Here is a 21,770-nt window from a genome sequence, read left to right on the forward strand (position 1 = left end):
TTCGACACAGCCCCGCGCCCCTGGGGGCGTTGTCCTCAGGCCAGTTGTTCGGGCAGCGGTCGCGGATCGGCCGCACCCGCACGCCGGCGGACCCTCGCCAGGACTCCCGCCACGAGCGCCGTCGCCAGCCCCAGCACCCCCACCGCACCGGCGAGCGTGCCCACCGCCGACTCCAGCGCCAGCAGGATCAGCGGGCACACGAACTCGCCGCCGAAGAAGGCCGCCATCCACAGCCCTGTTCCCCGGCCGCGGTCCTCGAACGCCAGGCGGGACATCGCGCTGGTCAGCAGGGCGGGCAGCAGCATGCCGGTGCCCACGCAGTTGACGACCGCGCCGACGACCAGCAGCGGAGCGCTGCCCGCGAGGAACATCAGCCCGAAGCCGACCGCGCACACCGCGAACACGGCGGGCAGCATCGGGTCCGGGGAGCGCTTGAGGCGGGCGAAGGTGATCGCGCCGCCCACCGTCGCGGCGCTGGCGACGGCCGTGGACAGGCCGATCACACCGGAGTTCTCCACGCCGAGGTCGTCGAGAAGGTACGCCATCTCGACCGGGACCGTGTAGAAGACCATCGCGCCGAAGAAGGTGAGCGCGCAGATGCCCGCCAACTGCCGTACCGGGAAGGGGCGTCGGGTCTGCGACGGGGACGCGGGAGCGCCCGTGGTGGCCGGGCTCGGCAGCGCCGAGACCATCAGCGGAGCGAGGACCAGACTCACGGCGTACACCCAGAACGGCACCCGCCAGCCCGCGGATCCGGCGGCCCCGCCGAGCACGAAGAAGACGGTGGCCGACGCGGAGGCGCACATGGTCTGCAGGGCCAGGTACTTCACCCGTCGCTGCCCTGAGTAGTAGTCGCCGATCAGCGTGGTGCAGCAGGTCATGATCGCGGCCTCGGTGACCCCGACCAGGGCCCGGCTGGCGATGATCACGCCCAGGGACTCCAGCCACAACGGGGCCGTACCGAACACGGCGTACAGCAGCGTCGCCACGATCAACAGCCGCTTGCGGCCGAGCCGGTCCACGATCACACCGGCGAAGGGGGCCAGGAGTGCGAGCGCCAGCGCCGGGACGGTCAGGGCGAGCGGCACCAGCGCCTTCGCCCCTGGGACGGATTCGAAGTGGTCCTGCATCTTCGGCAGCACCGGGGCGATCAGCACGGCGCCGAGGATCGGCAGACAGCTGCCCGCCATGAGCAGGGTCACGCGCAGCCGATGGGCCGGGCCCGAGACGGCGACGGGGGACGGAGCGGCGTCGTCCACCGCGGCGGGGGACGGGGGCACTGCACCGGGCATGGCGACTCCAAGGGGCGGGATACGGGAGCTGGCATGCCTTTCGCCGGCGCCGACGGCGCCCGGCATGCTGCTGGGGACGTCCGCACGGCGGCGGCTGGTCCGGACAGCGGCGTGCGGGTAGGGACGACTATGGGCGGTTCGGGGCCCTCGCCGCCATCCTTCACGCGATCCGAATCCCGTATCCGGCTCATCCATGCCGTGGATGAGCCGGGCGGGTGTGAGTGGGCCGGCCGAGGTACAACTCGACCTGCGAGCGGAAGCGCTCCACGGCCGAGCGGTCCGCCATGAACCCGGCGAATGCCTTCGGGTCATCTCCGCGTACCGGGCCGGCAGGACCGCCATCGGGATGTGCAGACTCGCGCCGCTCCTCGCGGCGAAGGGCCTGGTGATCGACGACGAGCAATGAGCGCGTCCTCTCCGGACGCCGATACGTCTACGAGCATCGGCCCATTCATCGCGTGGATAGGCGTAATCCGCGAGGTGCATGATGCCGAGGGGAGACGTGGGGAAGCATGTGGGCCCATAGTCGTGCAAGTCCTGACGCCCTTTCCGCTCAAGGGTGTTCTCCCTTCGGCGCAAAGGTGCTCCGTGGTGTGGTGTGGCCACGGCGTCAGCTCGCTGCGAGCCCTCGTTGCCGCTGCAACAAAGGTCTCGTATGTACGGTTACGCTCCGCCGCCTGCGTCCGCTGAAGGTGTCCCCGCTCAGGGCACCGATCCCGTACCCCAAGGCGGTGGCCGTCTCCACCTGACGCTCCTGATGGCCGGCAGCTGTCTGCCGGTGCTCGGCGCGGTGCTGCTCGCCCCGGTGCTGCCGGACCTCCAGGAACGGTTCGGATCCGTTCCCGAGGTGGCCGCCCTCGTCCCGATGATCCTGACGATCCCCGCGCTCACGCTCGCCCTGTTCGCCCCCTTCGCGGGCGTCGTCATCGACCGCCTGGGACGCAAGCGCCTGTTGGTGGTCGCGACCGTCCTGTACGCGGTGTTCGGCACCGCACCCCTGTGGCTCGACTCGTTCGACGCCCTCTTGATCAGCCGTGCCCTCCTCGGTGCCGCCGAGGCCTGCATCATCACCTCCTGCACCACCCTGCTGGGCGACTTCTACGGCGGGCGGGCACGCGACCGGTACCTGGCCCTCCAGACGGTCTGCGCCACCACCGCCGCCACCGTCTTCCTCATACTCGGCGGTGCCATGGGAGACACGGACTGGCGTGCCCCGGTCCGGCTGTACGCCGTCGGGCTGCTCCTCGCCCCCGCGATGGCGCTCTTCCTGCCCAAGCGCGTGCGGCGCACCGCCGAGGACGTGGCGGGCGGCGGCCGGGCGGCGGGCTCCGGCCGGCGGGCATCTGCCTGCTGACGGTGTTCGGCGGCATCGTCTTCTACGTGGTGCCCGTGGAGACGGCGTATCTCATGAACGACCTGGGCATCGAGTCCAGCGGTCTCATCGGCATGGTCACCGCGATCGCCAGCGCGGCCACGATCACGGGAAGCGTCGTCTTCGCCTCGATGGTCGGCAGGCCTGAGCGCAGGCTGTTCGCGATCTTCCTGCTGTGCGGGATCGGCTTCGTGATGATCGGCCTGGCCCAGAACGTGGCGGTCCTGCTCCTCGGCGCGTTCGTCAACTGCATCGGGACCGGTCTTCTGCTGCCCACGCTGCTCACCTGGGCGATGTCCGGGCTGCGCTACGCCAACCGCGGCCGCGGCACCGGCCTGTGGACCGCGTCGTTCTTCCTCGGCCAGTTCCTCTGCCCGCTCGTCATGATCGGCCTGAAATCCGTCACCGCCGATCTCGCCACCGCCGTGAGCATCGTCGGCCTCGCTTCGACCGCGGTGGCGCTCGGCACGCTGCCTCTCCTCCGCCGGGGAGCATCCTCGTAGGAGGACATCGCCGGCGCCGTCGGGCTGAGCCGTCAGCGCGACGAAGGCGGTCGCCGCGGGAGACAGGCCCTCCCGCCGGCTGACCAGGGCGAGCCCCACCCCGGCCAGTACCAGGGGTAGCAGCGTCACCCGGTGCCGGTCTCGGCGGCCACGGTGAACCGGGTGCCCTGCTCGTACAGCGCGTCGACGTAGGCGCGCGTCCCGGTACCCCGCTGCCCGACGATCAGCCGCTGTCCGGCGAGTTCCCGGCACTCCACCACGGGGCGGTCGGCGAAGGGACCGCCGGGCGGCACCACCAGGATGAAACGCCGTTGCCCCAGCGCATGCGACACGACCTCCTTGTGGGACACGGGGCCTCGCCCGAGGTGGGGGCCGCCTTCACGACCACGGACACACCGGGGTAGCGGTGAGTGAAGGCACGTACCAGGGTGGTCAACGGTTCCAGCGCCGGAGACGGCGTCGAGGCTACGGCCAGGCACCCCTCCCGCAGTCCGTGGACGGCCGCGACACTCGCCCGCGCCGTCCGCACACTGCGCACGGCTTCCCGGGCGGGATCGATCAACGCCCGCATGGCCTGTGACAGCGACGACTGGGAAAGGGCCGCCGAGGGTTCATACGTGCCTTCCGCTTCTCGGGTGGACCATCGGCCTCGGCGGAGTCGGCCGCCGGGCTTCCGCACGACTGTCGCCGTCGGCCCGGCAGGAGTGCCCGGGCCGACGGCGCGGGGTCACTTCACGAGCGCGAGGACGTGCTCGGCGGCGAACTTCGCGCCCTTGTCGGTGTCGCCGTTGGTGAGGTAGGCGATATGGGACACGCCGTTGAACCCGCCGTTGCAGACAGGGTCGCCGGAGGCGCAGAAGTCGGCTCACTTGGGCGCGTAGGTGGGACTCGCGGTCTCGATGTCCTGGCCGGTGAGGTGGATCGGGTTGCCGAAGGTCACGACGGCGGCGACGCGCGGGGCGAGCGAGGCCGGGATCGCCGTACCGGAGCCGAGGCTGGTCCTGATGCCGACCGCGATGTCGGTGACGGTGGCGCCCTGGGAGTAACCGCCCACGACGAAGAGCGTGTCGGGGCACTGCGCGGCCAGCGAGGTGACGTGCTCGCTCATGTCCGTCGCCCCGGCCCCCGCGCTCGCCTGGGCGTAGTCGGCGGCGTAGTCGACGGCGTACGTCGTCACGGTCCTGCCGGGCAGATCGGCGGCGACGGCCTTGGTGAACGGGCTGCCGACGACACCCACCCCGGAGAGCTCGCCGGTGCCCCGGGCGAAGGACACGTCGACGTCGGGGCAGTCCGTCGAAGTGGCCGTGGCGGTCGTGGTGGCGGCCTGTGCGTAGAGTGTGCCGCCCACGGTGAGTCCGGCCGCGGCGACGGCAGCCGTCGCCCACTTGGCGCGACGGCCACCGGTACGGCGATGGCGGGCCGGCCGGGGGGAGGCGGGCGTGGGGGCGGCGTCATGGGGACGGTTGCGCAAGGGGAGTCCTTTGCGTACGAGGCGCGTGGTGCACCTGGGGAAACGTTTCCCTCAACCTATGGGCGGCCTGTGACGGAGCGTTAAGGGCGCAGGCCAAGGGAACGGCGGCCCCCTTTGAGGCGAGGTGAAGGACGCTCCCGGCTCTCACTTGTCATCCAGGTACAAAGGCCGACGTACTCCTTGTGCGGGTCACTCAACCGACACCGCGGCCTGGAGAGCCAGCAGAAGCTCCAGCCGACCGTCCAGGTCGTGCAGTTGGTCGCCGAAGAGCTTCTCCAGCTGCCGCAGCCGGTAACGGACGGTCTGCGGGTGGACGTGCAGCCGCGCCGCCGTGTCAGGCACGCTCGACCCGCTGAGCAGCCAGACCAGCAGCGTCTCGTGCAGCCGGGTGCGGTGTGGCTCCGCGATCGCCTCCAGCGGTTCGAGGGCACGCGCAGCCAGCAGCGCCAGGAGCTGTTCGTCGCCGTGCAGCAGGAGGACCGGGAGATGGTCGGCGCTGCGCACCAACTGCTGCCGGGGCAGGACACCGCGCTCCACGAGACGCAGCGCGCGGGACGCCCAGCGCAGCGACAGCGCGGCTTCGGCGAGCGGCACGGTCGGGCCCATCGCCGCCGGGCGGCCGCGCAATGCCAGCGTGAGCGCCCGGTCGCCGAAGCGCCCGGAGCCGTCGGGGTCGGGAAGCAGCAACCGCGGCGGTCGCGCGTCCAGGTCGGCGAGGGCACCCACCGGCGTCGGCGGCAGCTCGTCGCCGCAACCGTCCGAACCGGCCGCGAGCACCACGACGGCGACCTGCTCCGGTACGGCCCAGCGCGCGCCGTGCGCCAGCTCCCGCACGGCGTCCGGGGACGCGGGCTGCTCGCCGAGCAGGAGATCGAGCAGGCGACGGCGACGGCGCTCCAACTCGTCGGAGTCGCGCAGCCGGGCCTCCCCGAATCCGGCTGCCGCCGCCTCCGCGACCTCGTGGACGGTCTGGAACGCCAACTCGCCCAACGCCGCCATGACGGCCGAGTCCAGTCCTAGCCCCTCAGCGGTACGGCCCAGGCACCGCCAGGCGTGCATGCCGCCGACCCGCAGCGCGGATTGCAGCGCTTCCAGGCTCCGCCCGGCCAGCGCGGTGTGCCACCCCAGTTCGTAGTACGTCGCCGCGATCGCGTCACCCCGGCCCGGCGGATCGGCGACATGGTCGACGAAGAGGGTCAGCGCCTGCACCACCCCGGTACGCAGCCGGTCGTCGACGGAGCTCCCGGTCTGTGCGTACTCGGGTACCTGTCTCTGGACCTCGGCCTCCACCTCGGCGGCCACGGAAGGGAGTTCGTCCCGCAGCCGCTCGAGGAGAGCGGGCGGAACCGAGGTGGCCGGGAGGTGCCCCGGTGAGCGGTGCGGGGTGGGTCTGGCCACGGGGTGCGCCTTTCGCCCGAAACGCCGTTCGGCGGGGGGAGTTTCGGTGGGGGGATGTCGTCTGCCGGGGTGCGGGAGTCCTGAGTGAGACGACTGGAAGGGCGAATTCCGTTCCGTCCGGCGCGCCAACCGCCAAAGGTTCTCTACGGGGCCGTGCCGGACAGGTCCGTCACCCCCGCGGCGGCCAGCACCGCGGCCAGCGCTGAATCGGGCTGCATCACGTACTCCGCGCCCATCATCAGCCGGTGCGCGGTCAGGATGTGGTCGAGGGTGGCCACGGCCACCGCCTCCGTGTCCCGTCGCTCGCACGCGTCCAGAATGATCGCGTGGTGCTGTTCGGCCGGGCCGTGGCGCAGGTCGAAGTGCATGCGGATACGTTCGGCCTGACCGGCCAGGCTCTCGATCTCGCGCAGCAGCACCGGGGACTCGGCCCGCCGGTAAAGGGCCATGTGGAAGCGGCGGTTGAGCTCGTTGAAGTCCCGCTGCGTGTGGTCGCCGGCGAGCGCCGCACCGAGCCGCTCGTGCGCCTCCCGCATGGCCGCCAAGTCCTCGTCCAGCAGTCTCGGTACGGCGATACGGACGGCCAGCGTCTCCAGGTGGATGCGGAGCGCGGCCACCTCCTCCGCGAGCCGGACGTCGAGTTCGGCCACCACCACACCCCGGTAGGGCAGGCGCTGTACCAGTCCGGCGCTGTCCAGCTGGAGCAGGGCCTCGCGGACCGGGGTCCGGCTCACGCCCAGGCTCGCGGCGATCTCGGTGGGATCGAGCCGGTCCCCGGGGGCCAGTTCGCCGGAGACGATGCGCTCCTGGAGGTGCTCGAACACCAGGTCGGCAGCGCGTCGCTGGATGCTGGGCATGTCGTTCATCCGCCCCTTCGTTCTTCGTCTTCGGTCGCGAACAACTTAGCCGGACCGTCTTGTCTGTACAGAATATCCAATGTTCAATGTCCAGCACATTGGATTTCTGGACCATCTGAGGTGCCGCCGTGACCACCTTCCTTACCGACGCCGACGTCCGAGCCGTCTTCGACTGGCGGGAAGCCATCGCGGCCCTGCGCTCCGCCTACGCCGCACCACCGGACGAGGCCCGGTTCCCACCCCGCACCATGGCCAGGGGAGAAGGGCTGTGGCTGCGCACCCTCAGCGGGGTACCGGGCGACGGCTCGCCGATGGGCGCCAAGCTGATCGCCGCCTCGCCCCGCAACCGACGCGCCTCGTATCTGATCCCGCTCTTCGACCAGGAGACCGTCGAACTGCGCACGCTCCTGGACGGCAACTCGATCACCGGGTTCCGTACGGCGGCCACCTCGGCGCTGGCCGCCGACGCGCTCGCTCCCGTCGGCCCGCTGCGGGTCGCGGTGATCGGCTCCGGCTTCGAGGCGCAGCATCACGTCCGCGCGCTGGCGGCGATACGCGAGCTCTCCTCGGTCACCGTCCACAGCCCGAACCCGGCAAGCCGCACCCGGTTCACGGAACAACTCGGCTCTCTGGGGCCGCCGTTGCACACCGCCGACAGCGCATCCGCCGCCGTCGAAGGCGCCCGGCTGGTGCTGTGCGCGGCCCGGTCCCGGGACGAGAGCCCGACCCTGCGCGAGGTGCCGCCGGGTACCACGGTCGTCTCGATCGGCTCCACCCTGCCCGAGCAGCGCGAACTGGACACCGAGGTGATCCGGAACGCCGAGCTGATCGTCGCGGACATGGTCCATGAAGTGGCCCATGAGACGGGGGACTTGATCGCGGCCAAGGAGGCGGGCATCGACTTCGCCGGGAAGCTGGTGGCGCTCGCCGACGTCGTCTCCGGCCGAGTGAGCCCACCGGATGCCGACGCCGTCGTGGTCTACAAGTCCGTCGGCTCGGCCGTCCAGGACCTCGCGGTCGCCGCGATGTGCGCCCGGCGCGCGGCCGAACTGTCCCTCGGCACCACCTTGCCGGTCACCGTCTGCCCGGTAGCGAAGTGAGCACCCCTGCGCCCGGTCGACTCGACGACCCGTCCCTGCTGAAGAACGCCGCCTACGTGAACGGCACCTGGGTGAAGTCCGGCGCCACCTTCGCCGTACGCAACCCCTCCACCGGCGTACTCCTCGCCGAACCACCCCTGTTGGACCGCGCGCAGACCGCGGCGGCGATCGAGGCGGCACACCGGGCGCTCCCGGCGTGGCGGGCACGCGCGGCAAAGGAGCGCTCCCGGATCCTGCGCCGCTGGTACGACCTCGTCACCGAGCACGCGCGCGACCTCGCCCGGCTGATCGTCCTGGAGGAAGGCAAGCCGTACGCCGAAGCGCTCGGCGAAGTCGCCTACGCGGCCTCTTTCCTGGAGTGGTTCGCCGAGGAGGCCAGGCGGGTGCGCGGGGACGTCATGGCGGCTCCCGAGGCGTCCCGGCGGATCGTCGTCCTCAAGGAGCCCGCCGGGGTGTTCAAGGTGGTCACCGGCGACCCGCGCGAGATCGGCCCCGAACTGACCGCCAACCCCCTGGTCCGCAAAGCGACCTTCACCGGCTCCACCGAGGTCGGCAGACTCCTGCTCGCCCAGTCGGCGGCGACGGTCGTACAGGACGGCGTCTACGAGGAGTTCGCCGCGAAGCTCGCCGTGCGGGTGGCCGCACTGGTCGTCGGTGACGGCCGATCAGCGGCCCCTGCTACGAGCCGACCGTCCTCACCGGCGTCACCGCCTACCTGTTCGCCCGCGACGCCGAGCGCATCTGGCGGGTCGGCGCCGCTCTGGAAGCGGGCATGGTCGGCGTCAACACCGCCTGATCTCGAACGAGGTCGCCCCGTTCGGCGGCGTCAAGCAGTCCGGCATCAGCCGCGAGGGCTCGGTCCACGGCATCGAGGAGTACCTCGAACTCAAGTACCTCGCCTGCGAAGGCGCCCACTGACCCGCCTGGGAAGGCGCCCACTGAAAGGAGCGGCCATGGCCCGCTACACCCGCACCGAAGCCCGCGACTGGGCACGCGAGAACCTCGTCGGTGTCGTCAACTGCACGATCCCGTCCTTCACCGGCGACCTGAGGCACATCAACGAGAAGGCGATCCGCCACGACACCAGCCTCGCCATCGAGCACGGCTTCATGGGCACCCTCGGTGTCTCGGAGGTCGCGATCCAGCTCCCCGAGTACCTCGACTTCCTGCGGATCGTCAAAGACGAGGCGGGCGACCGCTTCCTTCTTGTGCACCACGGCAGTTGGAGCACCCTGGCGCAGAACATCGAGGCCGTACGCGGAGCCGAGGACGCCGGCGCCGAACTGGTCCTGCTGTCCTACCCGCCGAACTTCTACCCCGAGTCGGAACAGGACATCTACGACTACACCAAGGCCGTCTGCGACGCGACGAACCTCGCGGTCATGCTCTTCCCCATGTTCCTGTGGGGCTTCAGCCCCCGCATCCACCCCTCCGACATCCCCGTCCGCCTCATCCGGCGCCTGATCGACGACTGCCCCAACATCGTCGCCATCAAGGCCGAGGGCGGCTTCCCGGGCATCCAGAGCGTCATCGAGTGCCACCGCCAGTTCGGCGACGAGGTGGTCATCTCCATGCCGATCGAGGGCGAGTTGATCCCGCTGGCCCAGGTGATGCCGTTGCGGTTCTCCGCGACCAGCGACCACGAGTACTACGGCCCGATGATCCCGCGCGTCTTCCAACTCCTCCGCGAGGGCAGGCACGACGAGGCCACGGACGTCTACTGGCAGCTCCACCCCGCCCGCAAGATCAAGGCGGGCCTCGCCCCGGCCCTGCACGGCGGTGCCTTCATCAACCGGCAGGCGTGGAAGTTCCAGGGCTGGCTCCAGGGCTACAACGGCGGCCCGCTCCGCCAGCCCACCCAGCGCATCCACGACGCCCAGATGAACGCCCTCCGCAAGGGCCTGATCGACGCCGGACTCGAACCGAGCATGGACCCGTTCCGCGAGTTCTTCATCGGCCGCAACCCGGCCTGAGCGGACCGGCCCGGGAGAACGTGTCAACTCCCGGGCCGGTCAGGCTCGCGAAACACTTTCGGAAACGTCCCAGTGACATGACGGGACCGCGTCCCAATACTGACTCCAGCCGCCGCAGGGCACCTTGAGCCGCCTTTCCATTCCCTGCGTCGCGGGGCGCGAAAGGGTTTCCGGAATCATGTACACATGGGCAAGAAGGGCTCTCGCCGCGGCGACAGCCACAGGCATCGGCGTGGCATTCGCCGTCGCTTCCATATCCACCGCGTCGGCATATCAGCCGAGCTCCACCAACCTTTATACGGCGACGAATTCGGCCGCCTGCAACAAGAGCCCGTGCGTCCTCTACCCGAAGTCGGCCCAGCTGCCGAGCGGCCGGCTCGTGGCGACCTTCGAGGACAGCGAGAGTGCCCCGGTGGGTCAGACGCTGCCCGTCTACAAGAGCGACGACGACGGCACGACCTGGTCGAAGCTGACCGACGTCAAGGCCCCCGCCTACCTCTCCAGCGACTCGTCGTACGCGAAGTACACGAGCAACTGGACCAACCCCTACCTCTACGTGCTCCCGCAGGACGTCGGCTCCCTGAGCGCGGGCACCCTGCTGCTGGCGAGCGTCGTCTCGGGCGACGACTACTACTACGAGGAGCAGAAGGCCGCGAACTCGTCCTGGACGCCGACCAGTGACGGCGACCGCAAGGACGTGGCGCTGGCCCTCTACGCGAGCACCGATGACGGCGCGACCTGGAGCTTCAAGAACATCATCGCGGCCGGCAGCTGGCAGGGCGGCAGCGCGGGCAGCATCGGCCGCACCTCGACGGCCAACACGAACAAGCAGGTCGACCCGGTCTGGGAGCCGCATCTGCTCGCCCACAACGGACAGTTGATCGCCTACTACTCCGACGAGAACGACTACACCGGTTACGACACCTCCAGCGGCGTCCCGACCCTCGACTCCGCCAACGACACGGCGACGGACTCCGGCGGCCAGATCCTTGTGCACCGCACGTGGAACGGCACCAGCGGCACGTCCTGGAGCAGCCCGGTCGTCGACGTCCCGGGCTCGACCGTGAGCATGGGAAGCGGAAAGACGGAGATCGGCGGCGGCCGTCCCGGCATGACCACGGTCGCCCCGACGACCGACGGCAAGTGGCTGATGACGTACGAGTACTGGGGCGGCGGCACGAACGTCCGCTACCGGATCGCCGACGATCCACTGAAGTTCTACGCCGGAACCGACGGAGCGATCACCTCGCTGCCCGTGCCCTCGGGCGGCAGCACCCTCTCCACCGGCGGCAGCCCGGTCCTCCTCCCCATGCCCGACGGGCGGATCGTCTACAACGCGTCCGGCAGCGGGAGTGTGTGGGTGAACGAGTCGGGGCTCAGCACCGGCACCTGGAAGCAGTACCAGACACCGGTCGCGGCCGGGTACAGCCGCCACCTCCAGTACGTCGACGGCACCGGCCGCGTCCTGATCCTCCAGGCCTCCTGGAGCGGCACCAGCGTCGGTCCCGTGAAGTACGCCGAGGTCGACCTCGGCCGCTCCGACGGCGCCTACTACAGCCTCGTCAACCGGCTGACCGGCCAGGTCCTGAGCCCGTCCGGCGGCAAGACGCAGGACGCCAACCTCACCGGGAACACCGCCGACCTCGTCACCGCCGCCGCGAGTTCCACGGATCTCACCCAGCGCTGGCACCTCACGGCGAAGGGTTCCGACGTCACCCTGCTCAACAAGGCCGGCGGACGTGCGATGGCCATATGGACCGGCAGTGCCACGGCCGGGCAGCAGCTCACCCAGTGGGTCGACGACGGCGCCACCGACAAGCAGTGGACCATGGTCGCCACGACCGACGGCTACTACAAGCTGCGCTCGGTCCGGAACACCAGCCTCTACGCGACGGGCGCGACCGCCGGCGGCGCCGTCACCCTTCAGGCCGCCACGACCGACGGCTCCCAGGAGTGGCTGCCGGTCCAGGACCCCCTGCCGACGGACGCCACCTTCACCCTGAAGGGCACCTACTCCGGCAAGTGCCTCGACGTGCCGAACGGCAGCACCGGCGTCCAGGTGCAGATCTACACCTGCTCCGGCAACGCCAACCAGACGATCACCCAGACCACCGCGGGCGAGCTCCGGGTCTCCGGCAAGTGCCTGGCCGCGGACGGCGACGGCACCACCGCGGGCACCAAGGTCATCCTGTGGGCCTGCAACGGCAAGACCAGCCAGCAGTGGTGGTTCCGCGTCGACGGGACCATCGCCAACCGCTCCAACGGTCTCGCCCTCGACGTCACCGGCTGGGGTACGGCCAACGGGTCCAAGCTCCAGCTCTGGACCCCCCTGGGCAATGCCACGCAGGGATGGACCCGGGGATAATCGCACGGTGACCGTTCAGGACAAGGGACAGCTGGACGCGCAGTACGGACTGCTGACGAGCATCGCCCAGGAGGTCGGCGTCTCGCTCAGCACCGTGTCCAAGGTCGTCCACCGGCGCCGCGACGTCGGCGCCACCACCCGGGCCAGGGTCGAGGAACTCCTGGCCCGGTACGGGTACGTCCGCTCCTGGGAGCGGGAGGCCGAGGCGCCCAGGCAGATCATCACCGTCTTCCGGGACCTGTCGGGCCCCTACACCCTGGAGGTGGTCCGCGGCATCGTGGAGGCGGCGGGCGAACTGGGAGTCGACGTGGTCACCGGCACCACCAGTCGCCGCTCCATCTCCCAGTGGCTCCAGGAGTGCGTGACCCTCGGTGCCACCGGCCTGGTCATCGTGATCTCGATGCTCTCCGAGGAGGACCAGCGGCGGATCGTCGAGCAGAAGCTGCCGGTGGTGCTGGTGGACCCACTCAGCGCGCCGTCCTCGGACATCCCGAGCATCGGCGTCACGAACTGGAGCGGGGCCAGGGACGCGGTACAGCATCTGCTCGGCCTCGGCCACACCCGGATCGGCATGGTCGCGGGTCGCTCCCACTCCCTGGCCGGGGCGGCCCGCCTGCACGGCTACCGTGCCGCGCTGGAAGAGGCGGGCATCGACTACGACTCCGCGATCGTCCGCTCCACCGACTTCGACTACGACGAGGCGCTCGCCGCCACCCTCAAGATCCTGCGGGGTGCACAGCCGCCCACGGCCGTCTTCGCGGCCAGCGACGCCCAGGCCCTGGGCGTGCTGGAGGCCGCCCGGCAGCACGGACTGCGCGTGCCGGACGACCTCGCGGTGATGTCCTTCGACGACACCCTGGTGGCGGCGATGGCCAGCCCGCCGCTGAGCGCGGTGCGCCAGCCCTTCGAGGAGCTGGGCCGCGAGGCCACCCGGATTCTGCTCCAGGTGGCCGAGGGCCGCCCGCCGGCCTCGCCGCGCATCGAACTGGCGACGGAACTGGTGCTGCGGACCTCTACAGGTTCCGCTGTCCGCCGGTGAGCCGCAGCACGGCCTCGTTGGGAGTGTCCCCGCTGGACGAGCCCGCGTGGAGCAGGATCTCGCCCGGCTCCACGATCCGATGCCCCTCAACCCCGGTGAAGGCGAACCGGTCGGTGTGCACCGCGAACCGCACGATCGTCTCCTCGCCGGGCTCCAACTCGACCTTGGTGAAGGCGAGTAGCGCCCGCACCGGCCGGGTGACCTGGGCGACGGGGTCGGTGAAGTAGAGCTGGACGGTCTCGGCACCGCGTACGGCACCGGTGTTCCGCACCCGGACGAAGACCTCGAACTCCCCGTCCGTGGGCACTTGTTCACGGTCCAGGCGCAGACCGTCCACGGAGAACGTCGTGTACGACAGCCCGTGCCCGAAGGGGAAGGCGGGCGTCGGGTCGAGGTTGGAGAGCCAGCTCTGCCGGTCGCCCAGCGGCGGGTGGAGATAGGTGTACGGCTGCCCGGCGGGGGAGTTGGGGATCTGCACCGGCAGTTTGCCGCTGAAGTTCGCGGCACCGGAGAGGAGTTCGGCGACCGCACGACCGCCCTCCTCGCCGGGCAGGAACACCTGCACCATGGCCGCCGTACCGGCCGCGAACCGCCCCACGGCGTACGGCCGCCCGCTGTTGACCACGAGAACGACCGGCTTCCCACCCGCCAGCACCGCCTCGACCAGCTCCTCCTGCACTCCGGGCAGCCGCAGATCCTCCACGTCGCAGCCCTCGCCGGAGGTACCGACCCCGAACATACCCGCCTTGTCGCCGACGACCAGGACGGTCAGGTCGGCCCGGTGGCTCGCCTCCACGGCGGCAGGTATGCCCGACGCGTCCTCGTCCCGGATCGGGCAGCCTGGCGCGAACTCCCATTCCACACCCGGCAGTTCGGCGGCGAGCGCCTCCCTCAGGGGCGCCGCCTCGACACCGTTGCCGAGGTCGTCGCGGTCGGCGAGGACGTGGTTGGGGAAGCTGTAGCAGCCGAACATGGTGCGTACGTCGTCGGCGCACGGCCCGATCAGGGCGATCCGGCCGGTGGCGGGGAGAGGCAGCCCGCCGTCGTTCGACAGAAGCACGGCGCTGGACTGGGCGACGGCGTGCGCCAGTTGACGGCTGGCTGGCTTGTCCAGGTCGAGTTCGCCCGCGCGCAGGGCGGGCGGCTCGGGATCCCAGTCGGCGTCCAGCAGCCCGAGCGCGACCTTCTGGCGCAGCACCCGGCGCACCGCCCGGTCGACGTCGGCCTCGGTCGCCCGTCCTTCGCGTACGGCCTCGACCAGCGCGTCGCCGAAGCCGCGCTGGTCGGGCAGCTCCACGTCCAGGCCCGCCCTGAGCGCCAGCGCCCCGGCGTCCGGCAGGTCGGCGGCTACCCGGTGCGCGTTCACCAGAAAGGGCAGCGACCAGTAGTCGGATACGACGGTGCCCTCGAAGCCCCACTGTTCGCGCAGCACTTCGGTCAGCAGCCAGCGGCTCGCGGCGGGGGCCTCGCCGTCGATCTCGGCGTACGAGTTCATGACAGACCCCACCCCGGCGGCGACGACGCGCTCGAACGGCGGCAGGATCACGTCGTACAGCTCGCGGCGGCCGATGCCCACGGGCGCGTGGTTGCGACCGCCCATCGAGGCGGAGTACCCGGCGAAGTGCTTGAGGGTCGCGAACACCCCTGCACTCTGGAGCCCGTTGACATACGCCTCGCCCATCTCGCCGACCAGATACGGGTCTTCGCCGTATGTCTCCTCGCAGCGTCCCCACCGGTAGTCGCGGATGACGTCGACGACCGGGGCGAGGCCCTGGTGGACGCCGGCCTCGGCCATGTCGGTGCCGATGGCCGCGCCGACCCGGCGGATCAGGGCCGGGTCGAAGGTGGCCGCCATGGCCAGGGAGGTGGGGTAGATGGTGGCACCGTACGCGGTGAAGCCGGTCAGGCACTCGTCGTGGGCCATGGCCGGGATGCCGAACCGGCTCTGCGCCATGACCTGCCGTTGCCGTTCGGCGAGGAGGCGGGCGTGCTCCAGCGCGGGCCGGGGGAGGGTGCCGTACGGGCGGGTCAGCTGTCCCAGGCCGTGCCGGGCGACCTGGTCCAGGTCACCGACTCTGCCGAAGTGGTTGCTGCCCGGGGCCACTTCGGGGCCGTCGGCCTCGATGTCGTCCCAGGTGCTGCTCAGTTGGGCGACCTTCTCCTCCAGGGAGAGGCGGGCGAGCAGCGCCTCGACGCGTTCGTCGACGGGCAGGCTCGGGTCGGTCCAGGGGTGTGCGGGGGTGAGGCCGGTCTGGCCGGGCAGGGTGGTCGTCAACGCACGACTCCGTTCTGGGGCATGCCGAGGAGGGCCGACGCTCTCGTGGCGCGTCGGCCTACTCCCTGCGGCGAGGAGCTACTTGGAGAATCCGGCGGTCAGTCCGGCGACCAACTGCCGCCTGGCGAGGACGAACACCACCAGCATGGGAAGGGTGGATAGCACCACCGCGGCCATGGTCGCGGGCACGTCGATGCCGAACTGCCCCCGGAACAGGGTCAGCGCGAGCGGCAGGACGGCCTTGTCGCCGCTCTGGGTGAGGATCAGCGGGAAGAGGAAGCCGTTCCAGACCTGGAGTCCGTCGTACACCGCGACCGTCACCAGCGCGGGACGGGCCATCGGCGCCGCGAGCGAGAACAGCATCCGCCAGTCGCCCGCACCGTCCACGACCATCGCCTCGAACAGCGAACGCGGCACGTCCCGCAGGAAGCTGACCAGGATCATCACCGTCACCGGCAGCGCGAACGCCGCCGAGGGCAGCACGATCGCGAGCAGGCTGTCGTACATGTTCATCCGGATGATCAGCAGGTACACCGGGATGATCACGGCCTGCAACGGGATCGCCAGCCCGAGCAGATACAGCCGGAAGGTGAGCCGGGACCAGCGGTTCGCGTACCGGACGATCGAGAACGCGGCCATCAGCGCCACGGCCAGGGTCACCGCGACGGTCGCGGCGGTGACGATCACGCTGTTGACCAGGTAGGTCGTGAAGTCGCCGTCGAGGACCGTCTTGTAGTTGTCCAGGGTGGGGTGGCCCGGGAGGGCCAGCGGGTCGGCGGTGGTGAAGTCCGTACGGCCGCGGAGGCTGGTCACCAGCACCCAGTACAGGGGTACGACGACCAGCGCGGTCCACAGCAGGGCGGCACCGCCGGTCAGGGTCCGGCGCGCGATGTTCACATGCCCTCCTGCTGGCTGTCCATCCGGGTGAAGCCGGACAGGCGGGTGGTGAGCAGCGACAGCCCGAGGCCGAAGACGACCAGCAGCGTGGCCATCGCGCTGGCGCGGCCCATGTCATGGGCCTGGAAGCCGGTGATGTACATGGCGAGCGGCAGGACTCGGGTCGCGGTGCCGGGGCCTCCGGTGCCGCCGGACAGGACGTAGATCAGGTCGAAGTAGGTGAGCGAGCCGACCAGCATGAGCGTGCTGGAGGTGACGAAGGTGTACTTCAGTTGCGGCAGGGTGATGTGCAGGAAGCGGGTCACCGGTCCGGCGCCGTCGATCTCGGCGGCCTCGTACAGGGATACCGGGATCTGCCTCAGGCCGGCTTGGTAGAGCAGCGCGTGGAACGGCACGAACTGCCACGCGATCACGAAGATGACCGTGTACAGGGCGAGTTCGGGCGAACCGAGCAGGGGCTTCGCCAGCCAGTGCAGGCCGGGGGCCGCGCCGATGCCGAAGGACGGATCGAGCAGCGCCTGCCAGGTCAGGCCGATCGCCACCGCGGACAGCAGCAGCGGCAGGAACCAGAGCACCGCGAACAGCGCGCGCAGTCGGCCGCGCGGGGCCTGGAAGACCCCGAGGGCCAGCGCGAGCGGCGTCTGCACCAGCCAGCTGACCACCATCACCTTGAGGGTGAGCCACAGCGCCTGCCAGGTCGCGGAGTCGGTCAGGACACCGGTCCAGTTGCCGAGCCCGGCCCAGCCGACGCTGCCGAGACCGTCCCAGCGGGCCAGGCTGAGCACCAGCACACCGACCAGGGGGACCAGACCGAACAGGCCGAACAGCAGCAGGGCGGGCGCGGCCATCAGCAGGCCGCTGTAGCGGTGGCGCCTTCGGGCGGGCGCTGTGCCCGGTCGCGCCCGGTGGGACGCGGCCGGACGGGACGTACGGACCACGGCGGTCATTACTGCGCCGCCTCGCTCATGTTCGTACCGAACTCCTCGGGCTTGATCTGCCGCAGGAAGGACTTGTCCACGTTGGTCAGCAGAGGGTCGGCCTGGTCGGAGGGCAGGGCCTGGTCCCAGGAGAGCGTGAAGTCCGGGGAGTTCTGCACCAGCTGGTAGACGAAGGTCAGCCACTTCTTGTCGTCCGACTTCACGTTCGCCAGCTTCGAGTCCAGCGAGTTGACCGGCGGGACGCTTCCGGAGGACAGGTAGGCGTCGATCTGGTCGCTGTTCATGACGTACTTCTTCAGGTACGTCAGCGCCGCCGACTTGTTCTTGCTCTTCGAGTTCAGCGACAGGAAGTTGGAGGGGTTGCCGACGATGGACTTCGGGTCGCCCTTGCCGCCGGAGAGGGACGGGAAGGCGACGTAGCCGAGGTCCTTCTTGGCGAAGTCCGGGGCGGCCTTGACGATGTTGGCGTACTCCCAGGTGCCCATCAGCTCCATGCCGGCCTTGCCGGTGTAGAGCAGGGCGGTGGAGGCGCCCTGGTCGTAGCTCACGGAGGAGGCGTTGTCGCCGAAGGCGCCCGCCTTCGCCAGGTCCTGGAGGTCCTGGTTCGCCTTGGTGACGGCTGCGTCCTTCCAGCCGGACACGTCTCCGCCGGCGATCGTGTCGAACACCTGCGAGCCGCCCTCACGGTCGAGCAGGTACTCCAGGTACATCAGCGTCGGCCACTTGGAGTTCGCGGCGAGGGACATCGGGGTGACCCCGTCGCCCTTCAACTTCTTTACGGCGGCGAGGAGTTCGGCGTAAGTCTTCGGAGCCTCGACGCCCGCCGCCTTGAGGACCTTCTTGTTGTAGTAGAGGACGACGGGGGCGAGGCCGTTGGCCGGGACGCCGTAGACCCTGTCGTCGAAGGTGGCGCTCCGCATCACGCTGGGCGTGAACCGCAGCAGGTCCACCTGGGCGTCGGTGACCGCGGACACCTTGCCCGCCTTGACGTAGTCGTCGAGGACGCCGCCGCCCCAGTTGAAGAAGAGATCCGGGGCCTGGTTCGCGCCGAAGGCCACGCGCAGCTTCTGCTTGTAGTCGTCGTTGGCGAACAGCCGCAGGGTGATCTTCTCGTCCGGGTGGTCCTTGTTGTAGGCGTCCACGGACTCCTTGAGGATTGTCTGGTCCGTCAGCGCCCACATCGTCAGACCCTTGGACGAGGAGGCGGAGGACGGCCCGGACGTTCCGCACGCGGTGAGGAGGCTCAATGCCGCCGTCGCGGTGACCGCCGCCACGCCCGCGCGTCGCGCTTTGGGAAATGCGTGGCCGGCTGAACGGCCGGGTGCCGGGAATCCGTGCATGTTCTGTCTCTCTTTCTCTCGGCACGCTCACACGAAAAGCTTTCGGCGATTTCACCGCGGGTGGCCTGCCTGCTGGATCGGGACACTGACACGCCCTTCACAGCCAGGACAAGGAGGAGAAATCCGTCGGTTACGAAAGACTTTCGTGCAAAGGCCGGCCCGGCGTGAGGCTCCCGGGCCGGCCGGAGGAGCGGACGTTCAGGAGACGTTGCCGAAGACCTCCGAGGCCGTGGTCCGGGCGGCGGCCTGTTCGCTGAGGGAGAGGCCCAGGAGCGTCTCGCCGGTGGCGACCGGGATGTCGAGGGTCACGGCGAGGCGGCGTGGCCTTCGTTCTCGCGGGGAAGGACCGGCCGGCGTGAAGCGCGTTTCCTTCTGATTGCTCAGAGCCAGTCCTTGCGCTTGAAGATCACGTACAGGCTGATGCACACGATCGCCATCAGGGCGATGGCGAAGGGGTAGCCGAGTGCCCAGTGCAGCTCCGGCATGTTGCGGAAGTTCATGCCGTAGATCGTCCCGACCAGCGTGGGAGCGAAGAGAATGGCGGCCCACGAGGAGATGCGCTTGATCTCCTCGTTCTGCTCGAACCCCGCCTCCGCCAACGCCCGCATCTCCGCGTTCTGTTGCTGGGTCACCAGGGTCGCGTTCACCGTGAGGATGTCGGTGAGGGCCTGGCGGAAGCCGTCGACGCGTTCGCTGGTGTGGGTGACGTGGTCGGCGACGTCGCGCAGGTAGCGCTGGAGTTCGTCGTCCGTGCCGTACTTGGAGAAGCCGGCGATCAGGCCGTGCAGCATGCCGACCAGGGGGCGGGTGGCGCGCTGGAACTCGACCATTTCGCGGGAGAGTTCGTAGATACGGCGGGAGACCTCCGGGTCGCCGCGGAAGACCTCCGTCTCGATCTCGTCGATGTCGTTCTGGACGCCGGCCACGACCGGTGCGTAACCGTCGACCACCGCGTCGAGGATGGCGTACAGCACCGCCTCCGGGCCCAGCTTCAGCAGTTCCGGTGACTCCTCCATACGGCGGCGGACCGCGGAGAGGTCGGGGGCCGCGCCGTGCCGGACCGTGATCACGAAGTCGGGGCCGACGAACACATGCAGCTCGCCGAAGTCGACCTCCTCCGGGGCGTCCAGATAGCGGGCCGCGCGCAGCACGACGAAGAGCGTCTCGCCGTAACGCTCCAGCTTCGGGCGCTGGTGGGCCTCCATCGCGTCCTCGACCGACAGCGGGTGGAGGTCGAACTCGGCGGCCAGGGAGAGGAGTTCGGCCTCCGTGGGGCGGGCGAGGCCGATCCAGGCCATGCCGGACGGTGTCTCGCGCAGTTCGCGGAAGGTCTCGGTGAGCGTGGCGGGGGAGGAGACGCGGACGCCGTCGCTGTAGAGGGCGGCCTGGACGACGCTGGCCACCTCGGAGGGCTCGGCCGGTTCCGGGTCGGGGCTCGGCGGGGCGGTGTCGGGCGCGGGTGGCTGCGGGGGTGTCAGCGCTCGGCGCCAGACCGATCTCATGGCGCTCTTCGCGGCGGGACGGGCGCGTCGCTCGGACATGCGGCTGCCTCCCGGGTCGAACCTGCGGCTGCGTGATCCCGGGCAGGATATACGGGGCAAACGACACCGGGGTGGCCCGGGGCGCCGCGATTCGGTGAGAGTTGCGGACAGCATGTGTCCGCAAGCCTCGTTAGCGTGCGGGGTATGACGAAGACGACCGCAGCCACGGCTCCCGTTCTCGGCACGTGCGCCCTCAACCGGGCCACCCTCGCACGTCAGCTGCTCCTGGAGCGGTCGCCGCTCACCGCCGAGGCCGCGATCGAGCACCTCCTCGGCCTCCAGGCGCAGAACGTCAAGCCGCCGTACTACGCGCTCGCCGCCCGTCTCGACGGGTTCGCGCCCGAGCGGCTGTCCCGGCTGATGGCCGATCGCGAGGTCGTCCGCATCGTCACCATGCGCTCGACCATCCACACCCACACCGCGGCCGACTGCCTCACCCTGCGCCCACTGGTCCAGCCCGCCCGCGACCGCGAACTCACCAACTTCCGCAAGGGACTTGAGGGCGTGGACCTCGACCGCCTCGCCACCCTCGCCCGCGAGCTGGTCGAGACCGAGCCGCGCACCATGAAGCAGCTCCGCGAGGCCCTCCTGACTGAGTGGCCGACCGCCGACCCCCAGTCCCTCGCCATCGCCGCCCGCTGCAGACTCCCCCTCGTCCAGGTCACCCCGCGCGGCCTGTGGGGACAGAGCGGCCAGGTCGCCCTCACCACCGCGGAACACTGGCTGGGCCGCAACCGGACAGGCCGACCGACCGCCCCAACCACGACCGCCCCCGCGCCGGGCACGCCGGCCTCGACGCCCACCGCAGCCGCCTCCCCGACGCCGGACGCCCCGGCCTCGACGCCCGCAGCCGCCGCCTCTCCGACGCCGGGCACCCCGGCCTCGACGCCCGCGGCACCCGCCCCGTCCCCCGACCCCACCGTCCTCCGCTACCTCGCCGCCTTCGGTCCCGCCTCCGTCAAGGACATGCAGGCCTGGGCCGGTCTGACCCGTCTGCGGGACGCCTTCGAGCGGCTCCGTCCCCAGCTGGTCACCTTCCGTGACGAGAACGGCGTCGAGCTCTTCGACCTGCCCGACGCGCCCCGCCCCGACGCCGACACCCCGGCCCCGCCCCGCTTCCTCCCCGAGTTCGACAACCTGCTGCTCTCCCACGCCGACCGCACCCGCGTCGTACCGCCCGAGTACTGGGGCCGCAGCTGGGTCGGCAACATCGCCTACTGCACGTTCCTCGTCGACGGCTTCCTCGCCGGCGTGTGGAAGCTGACCGACGACGCCCTCGTCGTCCAGCCCTTCGGCAGGCTCACCAAGGCCCAGCGCGCGGACGCCGTGACGGAGGGCGCGCGGATGCTCGACACCATGCACCCGGGAGCCTCGTACGACGTCCGCTTCGGGACCGTGCTCCCGTAGAC

17 protein-coding genes and 1 pseudogene are annotated in these 21,770 nt (G+C 70.4%); 8 read left to right on the top strand and 10 right to left on the bottom strand.

Features of this window, described 5'->3' with window-relative positions; translation table 11 throughout:
* Positions 1–35 precede the first annotated feature (35 nt).
* Positions 36–1,292, bottom strand: a complete 1,257-nt coding sequence (locus tag ACQEWB_RS39300) for an MFS transporter (RefSeq protein ID WP_432839827.1) — start codon at positions 1,290–1,292, stop codon at positions 36–38.
* Between the two features lie 217 nt (positions 1,293–1,509).
* Here ACQEWB_RS39300 and ACQEWB_RS39305 point away from each other — a divergent pair, with 217 nt between their 5' ends.
* The 3 genes from ACQEWB_RS39305 (at position 1,510) to ACQEWB_RS39315 (ending at position 3,167) form a co-directional block, all read left to right on the top strand.
* On the top strand, positions 1,510–1,698 hold the full coding sequence (locus ACQEWB_RS39305) for a hypothetical protein (protein WP_432839829.1): 189 nt from the start codon (positions 1,510–1,512) through the stop codon (positions 1,696–1,698).
* A 351-nt stretch (positions 1,699–2,049) separates the two neighbouring features.
* Positions 2,050–2,646 (top strand): MFS transporter, encoded by a 597-nt coding sequence (locus ACQEWB_RS39310; protein WP_432839831.1) that lies wholly within the window; start codon positions 2,050–2,052, stop codon positions 2,644–2,646.
* A gap of 2 nt (positions 2,647–2,648) precedes the next feature.
* A complete protein-coding gene (locus tag ACQEWB_RS39315; protein ID WP_432839833.1) occupies positions 2,649–3,167 on the top strand; it encodes an MFS transporter in 519 nt (172 codons plus the stop codon).
* 125 nt (positions 3,168–3,292) lie between these two features.
* Here ACQEWB_RS39315 and ACQEWB_RS39320 read toward each other — a convergent pair whose 3' ends face one another.
* From ACQEWB_RS39320 to ACQEWB_RS39335, 4 genes and pseudogenes are all read right to left on the bottom strand, one after another.
* Positions 3,293–3,499, bottom strand: coding sequence for a LysR substrate-binding domain-containing protein (locus tag ACQEWB_RS39320; RefSeq protein WP_432839835.1), 207 nt, complete (start codon positions 3,497–3,499; stop codon positions 3,293–3,295).
* Between the two features lie 395 nt (positions 3,500–3,894).
* Positions 3,895–4,515 (bottom strand): annotated as a pseudogene (locus ACQEWB_RS39325) (cutinase family protein).
* A 312-nt stretch (positions 4,516–4,827) separates the two neighbouring features.
* Positions 4,828–6,036 (bottom strand): helix-turn-helix domain-containing protein, encoded by a 1,209-nt coding sequence (locus ACQEWB_RS39330; protein WP_432839837.1) that lies wholly within the window; start codon positions 6,034–6,036, stop codon positions 4,828–4,830.
* A gap of 143 nt (positions 6,037–6,179) precedes the next feature.
* Complete coding sequence (locus tag ACQEWB_RS39335) at positions 6,180–6,902, bottom strand: GntR family transcriptional regulator (protein ID WP_432839839.1); 723 nt, start codon at positions 6,900–6,902, stop codon at positions 6,180–6,182.
* A gap of 119 nt (positions 6,903–7,021) precedes the next feature.
* Here ACQEWB_RS39335 and ACQEWB_RS39340 point away from each other — a divergent pair, with 119 nt between their 5' ends.
* The 4 genes from ACQEWB_RS39340 to ACQEWB_RS39355 all read left to right on the top strand — a co-directional run bounded on the left by ACQEWB_RS39340 (position 7,022) and on the right by ACQEWB_RS39355 (position 13,370).
* Entirely contained in the window at positions 7,022–7,993 is a 972-nt protein-coding gene (locus tag ACQEWB_RS39340) for an ornithine cyclodeaminase family protein (RefSeq protein ID WP_432839841.1), read from the top strand.
* Positions 7,990–9,966, top strand: a complete 1,977-nt coding sequence (locus ACQEWB_RS39345; RefSeq protein ID WP_432839843.1) for an aldehyde dehydrogenase family protein — start codon at positions 7,990–7,992, stop codon at positions 9,964–9,966. Before ACQEWB_RS39340 ends, ACQEWB_RS39345 begins: the two co-directional genes overlap by 4 nt.
* Positions 9,967–10,144: 178 nt before the next feature.
* Positions 10,145–12,331 (top strand): RICIN domain-containing protein, encoded by a 2,187-nt coding sequence (locus tag ACQEWB_RS39350; protein ID WP_432839845.1) that lies wholly within the window; start codon positions 10,145–10,147, stop codon positions 12,329–12,331.
* A 7-nt stretch (positions 12,332–12,338) separates the two neighbouring features.
* The gene (locus ACQEWB_RS39355) at positions 12,339–13,370 is read left to right on the top strand and encodes a LacI family DNA-binding transcriptional regulator (RefSeq protein WP_432839847.1); all 1,032 of its coding nucleotides are present in this window, start codon (positions 12,339–12,341) and stop codon (positions 13,368–13,370) included.
* Here the strand turns inward: ACQEWB_RS39355 and ACQEWB_RS39360 are convergent.
* The 5 genes from ACQEWB_RS39360 to ACQEWB_RS39380 form a co-directional block, all read right to left on the bottom strand.
* Positions 13,345–15,645 carry a glycoside hydrolase family 3 N-terminal domain-containing protein gene (locus ACQEWB_RS39360; protein WP_432839849.1) on the bottom strand — a complete coding sequence of 767 codons (2,301 nt, stop codon included), beginning with the start codon at positions 15,643–15,645 and terminating at the stop codon, positions 13,345–13,347. The two genes, ACQEWB_RS39355 and ACQEWB_RS39360, sit on opposite strands and share 26 nt — an antisense overlap.
* Before the next feature lie 78 nt (positions 15,646–15,723).
* A complete protein-coding gene (locus ACQEWB_RS39365) occupies positions 15,724–16,542 on the bottom strand; it encodes a carbohydrate ABC transporter permease (protein WP_432839851.1) in 819 nt (272 codons plus the stop codon).
* Entirely contained in the window at positions 16,539–17,390 is an 852-nt protein-coding gene (locus ACQEWB_RS39370) for a carbohydrate ABC transporter permease (RefSeq protein ID WP_432844235.1), read from the bottom strand. The genes ACQEWB_RS39365 and ACQEWB_RS39370 overlap by 4 nt, the downstream gene beginning before the upstream one ends.
* Positions 17,391–17,488: 98 nt before the next feature.
* Positions 17,489–18,754 carry an extracellular solute-binding protein gene (locus tag ACQEWB_RS39375; RefSeq protein ID WP_432839853.1) on the bottom strand — a complete coding sequence of 422 codons (1,266 nt, stop codon included), beginning with the start codon at positions 18,752–18,754 and terminating at the stop codon, positions 17,489–17,491.
* A 446-nt stretch (positions 18,755–19,200) separates the two neighbouring features.
* Positions 19,201–20,361, bottom strand: a complete 1,161-nt coding sequence (locus ACQEWB_RS39380) for a CorA family divalent cation transporter (RefSeq protein WP_432839855.1) — start codon at positions 20,359–20,361, stop codon at positions 19,201–19,203.
* A gap of 144 nt (positions 20,362–20,505) precedes the next feature.
* On the opposite strand from ACQEWB_RS39380, the gene ACQEWB_RS39385 reads away from it, so the two are divergent.
* Positions 20,506–21,768, top strand: a complete 1,263-nt coding sequence (locus tag ACQEWB_RS39385; RefSeq protein WP_432839857.1) for a winged helix DNA-binding domain-containing protein — start codon at positions 20,506–20,508, stop codon at positions 21,766–21,768.
* Positions 21,769–21,770: the final 2 nt, after the last annotated feature.

The sequence above is a fragment of the Streptomyces sp. CA-249302 genome, assembly GCF_050936785.1.
GTDB lineage: Bacteria > Actinomycetota > Actinomycetes > Streptomycetales > Streptomycetaceae > Streptomyces.

What these genes read in the sequence shown, in the direction of transcription:
- ACQEWB_RS39300 (WP_432839827.1), bottom strand. Translation starts at nt 1,292, where the DNA reads ATGCCCGGTGCAGTGCCCCCGTCCCCCGCCGCGGTGGACGACGCCGCT.
- ACQEWB_RS39310 (WP_432839831.1), top strand. Translation starts at nt 2,050, where the DNA reads ATGGCCGGCAGCTGTCTGCCGGTGCTCGGCGCGGTGCTGCTCGCCCCG.
- ACQEWB_RS39335 (WP_432839839.1), bottom strand. Translation starts at nt 6,902, where the DNA reads ATGAACGACATGCCCAGCATCCAGCGACGCGCTGCCGACCTGGTGTTC.
- ACQEWB_RS39350 (WP_432839845.1), top strand. Translation starts at nt 10,145, where the DNA reads ATGTACACATGGGCAAGAAGGGCTCTCGCCGCGGCGACAGCCACAGGC.
- ACQEWB_RS39370 (WP_432844235.1), bottom strand. Translation starts at nt 17,390, where the DNA reads ATGGCCGCGCCCGCCCTGCTGCTGTTCGGCCTGTTCGGTCTGGTCCCC.
- ACQEWB_RS39380 (WP_432839855.1), bottom strand. Translation starts at nt 20,361, where the DNA reads ATGTCCGAGCGACGCGCCCGTCCCGCCGCGAAGAGCGCCATGAGATCG.
- ACQEWB_RS39385 (WP_432839857.1), top strand. Translation starts at nt 20,506, where the DNA reads ATGACGAAGACGACCGCAGCCACGGCTCCCGTTCTCGGCACGTGCGCC.